The organism is Enterorhabdus sp. P55 (genome assembly GCF_009911695.1).
Lineage (GTDB): Bacteria > Actinomycetota > Coriobacteriia > Coriobacteriales > Eggerthellaceae > Enterorhabdus.
In genome coordinates, this window is the sequence record NZ_QWKK01000104.1 from 1 (window position 1) to 7219 (window position 7219).

A 7219-nucleotide genomic window follows, 5' to 3' on the forward strand; every position below is an offset into this window, starting at 1 on the left:
CCTCACGCTGGTGAAGGGTGATGAGCGAGTCGAGCTTGGTGAAGAGAGACGAGATTGCGTTCTGCTCTTTGACATGCGGAACCAATAACGGCATTTCCAGAAAAGTGTTAGCGTGAACACGCTTTGCTTTACGACTGCCATCAGCCACCATCCCAAAGGTCAAATAGAAGCTTTTCTGGGTTGCTCGCAAAAGAAGGAAGTTGGCATTCATGTTCTTGACGTCAAAAGCCGGAAGGTCGGCAGTGGACTCAAAACCATTGAGTTGATCTGGTATTACGCCAAAAGCCGCATTGAGAAAATCCAACTTGCTATAGATGAATTGCCCGGAACGGCGAACGTAGTATTGCGTATGTTCGCTGCCAGCGGTGCCGTTTTTTTCCATCACGCCCTTGCCCCAAAGCTTCACCGTGAGCTTTCTAGCAACATTCCCGGGGGCACCCAACTCTCGACTCTCTGTAAGAAAGTCGCCGACTTTACGCTGTTCCCAAGTTATACGCTCGTGAATCCCTTTTTGACAACTTCCCAATGTCCGTTGCGGTTGGCCCCTACGCGGACAAGTACGCCCCGCGCCTTCAAGGAAGCAAACACCCTCTCGGCTTGGCGCTTGCTTACGCCAAGTTGTTCGGCGGCCTGAGCAACGGTGATCGTGGGAGATTCCCGCACAAGCAAGAGAACTCCTTCTTCCGTCTTCGTTGCCTCGTTCGTTATACCGACATTTATACCGACATTTATACCGACATCGGTTGACGAAAGCAACGATTCATTGAGAGCGTCCGCAATGGCTTTAAGCATGAAAGCGACAAAGCCTGTACAGTCACCCACAGCGTCGGCGCAACTAAGCTCGTGGTAGTACTCTTCTTGGCGCTCTTTCACAATCGATTCTACAGGAAGCCACGCAAAGAGCTGATCCCACTCACTCAAGATCAGGGTCTGCCAGAGGCGACCCATGCGACCGTTTCCGTCCGAGAAGGGATGAATGAACTCGAATTCATAGTGGAACACGCACGACGCAACAAGAGGATGTGCGCTCGTGCTGGCCAGCCAGGCGAACAGATCGCCCGTCACTTCGGGAACATAGCGGGCTGGTGTGCCTGCGTGAATGAGCTCGTTGCCGGCAAAGACACCCACGTTACCACTTCGAAAACGCCCCGCTTCAGAAGCGAGACCTTCCATAAGCATTTGGTGGGCCGAAAGCAGATCTTCGAGAGAGTTTGCCTTGAGCGACCCAAGAGCCTCATAGGTTCTGATCGCATTTTGCACTTCTAGAATATCCTTGGGCGGGGCAATGACATGCCTGCCCTCAATCACTGCCGTAACCTGATCAAGCGTAAGGGTATTGTTTTCAATCGCTAGCGAGGAGTGAATAGTTCTGATGCGGTTTTCCTTGCGCAGCTTCGGGGCGGAACGAATTTCTTCTCGAGCCGTAACGCGCCCGACCTTTTGCGCGATGTCGGCAACAAGAGACAGTATTTCGTCGTTTAACGAAAACGGCGGTTCATACGCCACAACAAGCCCTCCTTCGACGGAATCGTCTTGTCCATTGTAATGAAAGCACCTGAATCAGAGGTTTGGAGACCAGGTTTTGCGTATATAACTTGGGAACAGCGTAGGTTCTCCGATACACTCGAATTCATGAGAAACAACACGCTCTCCCGTGCTGAACTAAGCGAGGCCGAGGGAACTGTCCTCAACGTCCACTATGGAGATGTGCTCGTTAGGTTTGGCGAAATTCTCAATGTCGACGCGGAGTCGCTACCACGCATCGCAGACGACTCGATTGCCATGCGGCTGTCATGTCAACGACTCGCTAACGGCGATGTGGTTATAGCGGATACGGCGGAGGATGCCGCCGTCGGCAAATGCTCTGAACTGCGGGGATGCGATGGCAAGCAGGTGGTGTCTGGCCTCCACACGATGGCATGCAGGCCGCTTCTTGAATTTGCCGTCGGCTATCTTGGGTACTACCTCAATTCAAATGCCTTCCATGCTCAGCTTTTGCCACTTATGCAGGGAATCAAGGTCATCTCCATATCCAAGACCGCTATTGGCGATGCGGCAATTCGTTTTCCCTCCCTCGCAGAGCAATCCCGCATCGGCGCGCTCTTCCGCACCCTCGACTCGCTCATTACCCTTCACCAGCGTGAGGGACTTTGCGGAAAATATTAGAAAGAGTCTCTCCCTCATCATTCACCCATTCTGTCCATCCGTTGCAACTACCGCCAAGAACGAAATCCGCTGCCATGCTGGGGCTTGTGAAGCTCACGGGTTTCACAAGACGCCACAGCAGCCCTTCGCCCGGAACAATACTCCCCGCAGCCACCATCTCCTCTCGAAGGGCAATGAGGCTCTTCACCGGACTCTTCGTCGAGCCTGGCGTCTTCGCCATATCGATCTCTGACCCCTCAAGCACCTCAAACGTTCCCGCATCGGCGCGATAGCGTCCAATCCCATGCACGTTGCGTCTTTTCGTATGGAAACATCCCGAAGCCGCGCCGTCCTCATCGCCCATTGCGTCAAGCCCGAATCCGAGCAACGTCATTCGGAATAGAATATCCTCATGAAGCAAACTTATGAGCGCCTCATCGTAAGGGCTGACGTAAGGCTTGGGATCGTTGGAATTCTCCACCTCATACGATCCATGATCCCTTATGTACTGGATAGCCAAGGACTCGAGCCCGCTCACAACGTCCATGCTAAAGTCCCCGTCAGGCGTAAGAAACATAACCGCCTTATTCCACCAGTCCTTTTGGCTATTGTGTCCATCCAAACGCGAAATACCCTGAAACGTCTGTCCCGCATAAACCCGATGTATCCTACCCTGCCTCTCGTCAAGAAGATAATAGACTCCTCGCTTGGGGATGCCCAGCAATGCCTTGGCCTCACCGAGGAGTTGCCGAGGGACAACTACGGTAACTAGCGTAGAACCAGCCACTCGGCAAATCTTGACCCCCTCCGGGTCGCCATTTATCACCTGCATGGTGAGCGTCTTCAAATCAATTGTCACGTCGATCCCCCCTACAAATCGAATCCGCCCTCGATCACGAAATCCCTTAGCAGCTTGTCGGCCTTTATGCCTACCTTGAAGACTGGTATCTGCGATCCTTCGAGCTTGGAGAAGTAGTCGCGGGCCTTTTGGCGATCCAGCGTTTCCATGAGCCTCTCGAAGCGACCGAACTCGTCGATGCTGTCCTCGCTTGCACCGCTCTCGAGCAGCTCCGAGAGCAGGGCGGAATCCACGCCAAGAACCTCAGACGCCCGGGCCACCTGCTCGTCCTTGGCGCGACGCTGATACTCGGTCACATAGTCACGGAAGGTCTTGCCTTGCTCCACGAAGGCATCCCCGCCCTGGACGTCGTGAATGAACAGCATCGCGTACTTCTGCTCCTCTTGGGAAAGAGATGAGAAGCTCTTGTGCAGCGCCGCCAGGGCCAGGTCCGTCGCCTCGGCGTCCGGGCCCTCCAGCTCGAGCTGCTTGCGCCACTTGTCGAAGTTCTCGTTCATGTAATCGCGATCAATGCGGGTCGTGTCTATCTCCATGAGGTAACTTCTCAGATCATAGGGAACAGGAGAGTCCCCCTCTGCCCCAGGAGCCCGACTCGCCAGCTCCTTGTACCTTTGGGCCAGTACGAGAAAGTCGCGTTCGGAAAGATCGACGAAAACCGCCGTGGCGTCCGCATCGCTGAAGTCCAGCCCGCTTTCTAGGGCCTCCTCGGCCTTCATGGCGTCGAGAAGCGTCTCGCTGTCGTCGAAGACGTACACGTCCTCTCCCCAGCTGAACCCCTGAACCTTGGCGGCCTCAACCACCAGGTCGAGCTCGCGAAACAGAGATGCGAACTTGGCACGAGCAGCCGGCTCATCGGGAAGTCGCTGAAGATCCTCGACACCGGCACTCGCAAACACTTCCCTGATGGCGCCGAACGTTTCGTTCAGCGTGACGAGGTTTGCCTCAAGCTTGGGAACGAACAGGCCGAACGGCTTGTCGCCCGAGTACAGCGCCACCGCCTCTTCTATGTTTCTCTTCATCGTGTGAGGACGGCGATAGTAGCGGATGTTGCCAAAGGGCTTCTCGTTCTCGTTGAAGAGGCGATTCGTGCGGCTGAAGGCCTGGATGATCATCTCGTAGCGCAAGACCTTGTCGAGAAAGAGCGTGTTGACCCATTTGGAGTCAAAGCCCGTGAGCATCTGATCTACTACGATGAGGATATCCAGGCACTCCTCACGCTTGCCATCGATGCCCAAATAAGGCCGCTTATGGGACAGCCGGTTAGACACATCGAGCTTGAAGCGAGCCCATCCTGGCAGGTCATAGTCCGTTCCGTACCGCTCGTTATAGTCGGCGATAATTCCCTCCAGCGCTTCCTGCTTGATAAGGGCGCGATCGATCTGCCCTTGCTCGTTGTCCACCGAGGGGTCGACCAGCACCGTGACGGCTAGGGTGGGATCGGCCTCGCGCAGCAATCGGTAGTAATCGAGCGCCTCCGGTATGGAGTGGGTGGCGAATATGGCGTGGAACTTACGATCCCGAGTCAAGAAGGAAAATCGGCGCACGATGTCGGCCACAACCTGGCGCTGGTGATCGGTCGGCGCCGTCTGCTCGGCCGTTCCGTATTGCGCTTCGGGAAGCTTTGACTCCACACCCTGGCGCAAGGTTCCTGCCTCATCGTACCAAGGTCCCATGGGCAGCTCGTTCATGTAAAGGTTATACACCTGCGCTCGCTGGGGATCAGCCAGGGCCTCGCCTACCGACGAAGCCTTCGCCTCGCTCAAGGCAACGGTCTCGCGCACATCGGCATCAGGAAACGTGGTGACCATGTACGTGTCAAATCCGAGTACGTTTTCGTCTCGAATCCCATCGGCGATGCTATAGCGATGAAGCTCGTCGCCAAAGACGTCCACCGTGGTATTCAACTTCTTGTTGTTCTCATCGTGAATGGGAGTTCCCGTGAAGCCGAACAGAAGAGCCGCCGGGAAGGTCTTGCGAATGGTTTCCATGTTTTTGCCGAACGTGGAGCGGTGACATTCGTCCACGATGAACACGAGGCGCTTTGCCCTGATGGCCGACAGATCAGCGGCACTCAGGTCGTCAGCCTCTAGGTTGCCCATCTTCTGGATGGACGTGACAATAAGCGTATCGGCCGGATCATCGCTCCTCAGCTTCGCCTTGAGGTCATCGGTGCTCTTGGTTTCCTGCACCCTCTCGTCCTCGTTGGCGAAGGCCTGGTACTGCTCCAGCGACTGCGTTCCCAGCTCGATGCGATCCACAAGGAACACGACCTTGTCCGCATCGCGCGACGCGGCGATGAGCTGGGCGCATTTGAAGCTCGTCATGGTCTTGCCGCTGCCCGTGGTATGCCAGACGTGACCGCCCTTCAGTCCTCGCTCACCCCATCGCCCATCACGATTGATCTTCGTCACGCGATCCGATATCCGACTCGCCGCGTAGTACTGGTAGCTGCGCATGACCTTCAGCACCCCATCGGAGTCATCGGCCACCGTATAGTATCCGATGAGCTGATGGGCCATGGGGATGCTCAGCAGGCTCTTCACGACGCTCTTCCAATGGTCGACGGGGTTGTTGTTGAAGTCGGCCCAGTGAAACTGGAACTTCTCGTTGAAGGCGCCGTCAGGGCCCGGATTGGCGAAGTAGCGGGTCTGGTCGGGGTTCATGGCTACGAATACCTGAACCAGGGAGAACAGGCCCGAAAAGACCCCCTCCTTGGCATACTTCTCAATCTGCCCCGCCGCATCGCCCACGGGGACGCCGCTCTTCTTCAGCTCGATGTGAAAGAGGGGCATGCCGTTGATGAGCAGCATGAGGTCGCCTCGGCGGTCGTGACCGAGCTTGGACTTGGCGGCATACACCGGCTGGCGCACGACTTGATAGCGGCTGCTCCCTCCCGCGATCTCATCAGGATCGAAGATCTTGAGGGCGACGCTCTTTCCCCTGTGAAGGTCGTCGTCGGCGCTATCGCGCGTGATTATGATTTCCTCGCCGTTTATGAGCTTGCTCAGGGCAAGCGGGGTTCTCAGGGTCTGGATCTGACCCATGATCTGCGCCATCTCCGTATCAGAGAGGGGGACGCCGTTCAGGCGGTCACGGTGCTTGTTCCGATCGAAGAGAATCGCCGCCCAGTTGTCGATGAGCTCTTGCTCGGTAGGACGGACGATCACGTCGTCCACATCTCCCCAGCCGTAGGAGCACAGAGCCTCCACCACCGCATCCTCGAAGGCCGCCTCGCTATCGAACACCATCGGAGATCCTTTCCGCAGATCCTGCTATCGGTCAGAGAGCCTCAGAAGGCCCTGGTTTATTGGCATGGCGGGGTCAGTCGGCCTTGCGATACGCGTAAATATCCGCACCAGGCCAGACAGGTTCCCCTCCTCCGCGGCAGCACGACTGGCCTCGTCGTTCTCCTCCCCGCTCACCTGGCACCAATCCAAATCATAGCCCGCATCGTGGCACAGGAGCGTCCAGAAGAGCCGCTGGGCACGACCGTTTCCCTCACGAAACGGATGGATGAAGTTGTAGTTGTCGTAATGATAGGCCAACCGCTGCACAAACTCATTCGGAGGAAGGCGCTTGAGCAGATTGTCCTTGGCGAGTTCTTCTTGCGACCAGGCGAATCCCATCTCGATATTGGCGGACGGCAGGAAGAACTCGGCGTTCTCCGTGTTCTTGCAGATCTCCACGGTACGGGGCACGCCAGCCCAGTCGTAAATGTCCTGAAAGAGCCACTGATGGATGACCTTGAAATCCTCCAGAGATCCCATGGGGCGCAAAGGAAGCGCCTCGAGAAACTGCCCCATGCGCATGGCCACAAGCTCGCCCTCCGCGTTTCTCAGCGCATCGTAAGAAACGGCCCCAACAAGGTTGCGCAAGACGCCTGACGAAGGGTCAAGGTAGGGGTCGACGAACTCATGCCCCATGGGACGCTGCCTTCTTCTTGGAAATCCAGCGGCGCTTGGTGCGCGTCATGAGCTCTTCGATGGAGATGTCTCCCGCAACATACTCATCCGCATCCTTCCGAAACTCGGCAGACACGTAGGCACCCTCCATCTCTCCGGAGTGTATGGCCTCTTTCATCAAACGTTCGCGATCCATAGGAGCCTCCCATCGCCAGCGTAAGCGCTAGACGAACATCTTATCGAGCAAACCCTGCTTGACGTTCTTGAGAATATCGACCTCACGCTGGTGAAGGGTGATGAGCGAGTCGAGCTT

General features: G+C 56.3%; 7 protein-coding genes. 1 reads left to right on the forward strand and 6 read right to left on the reverse strand.

Features of this window, described 5'->3' with window-relative positions; all coding sequences use genetic code 11:
• Both D1643_RS09000 and D1643_RS09005 read right to left on the reverse strand, forming a co-directional pair.
• On the reverse strand, positions 1-406 hold a 406-nt coding region (locus tag D1643_RS09000; RefSeq protein WP_201751052.1), incomplete at its 3' end, for a hypothetical protein.
• A gap of 83 nt (positions 407-489) precedes the next feature.
• Positions 490-1506, reverse strand: coding sequence for a Fic family protein (locus tag D1643_RS09005; RefSeq protein ID WP_160710303.1), 1017 nt, complete (start codon positions 1504-1506; stop codon positions 490-492).
• Positions 1507-1533: 27 nt separating this feature from the next.
• On the opposite strand from D1643_RS09005, the gene D1643_RS09010 reads away from it, so the two are divergent.
• Positions 1534-2166, forward strand: a complete 633-nt coding sequence (locus D1643_RS09010) for a hypothetical protein (protein WP_201751053.1) — start codon at positions 1534-1536, stop codon at positions 2164-2166.
• Here D1643_RS09010 and D1643_RS09015 read toward each other — a convergent pair.
• Genes D1643_RS09015 through D1643_RS09030 form a run of 4 tightly spaced genes read right to left on the reverse strand, consistent with a single transcriptional unit; the run spans position 2126 to position 7084 of the window.
• Positions 2126-3004: a GIY-YIG nuclease family protein gene (locus D1643_RS09015; protein WP_370520326.1), complete on the reverse strand. Its 879-nt coding sequence runs from the start codon at positions 3002-3004 to the stop codon at positions 2126-2128. The two genes, D1643_RS09010 and D1643_RS09015, sit on opposite strands and share 41 nt — an antisense overlap.
• Positions 3005-3015: 11 nt before the next feature.
• Entirely contained in the window at positions 3016-6252 is a 3237-nt protein-coding gene (locus D1643_RS09020) for a DEAD/DEAH box helicase family protein (protein ID WP_160710304.1), read from the reverse strand.
• 24 nt (positions 6253-6276) lie between these two features.
• Entirely contained in the window at positions 6277-6927 is a 651-nt protein-coding gene (locus D1643_RS09025) for a Fic family protein (RefSeq protein WP_160710305.1), read from the reverse strand.
• On the reverse strand, positions 6917-7084 hold the full coding sequence (locus D1643_RS09030) for a hypothetical protein (RefSeq protein WP_201751054.1): 168 nt from the start codon (positions 7082-7084) through the stop codon (positions 6917-6919). The genes D1643_RS09025 and D1643_RS09030 overlap by 11 nt, the downstream gene beginning before the upstream one ends.
• Positions 7085-7219: the final 135 nt, after the last annotated feature.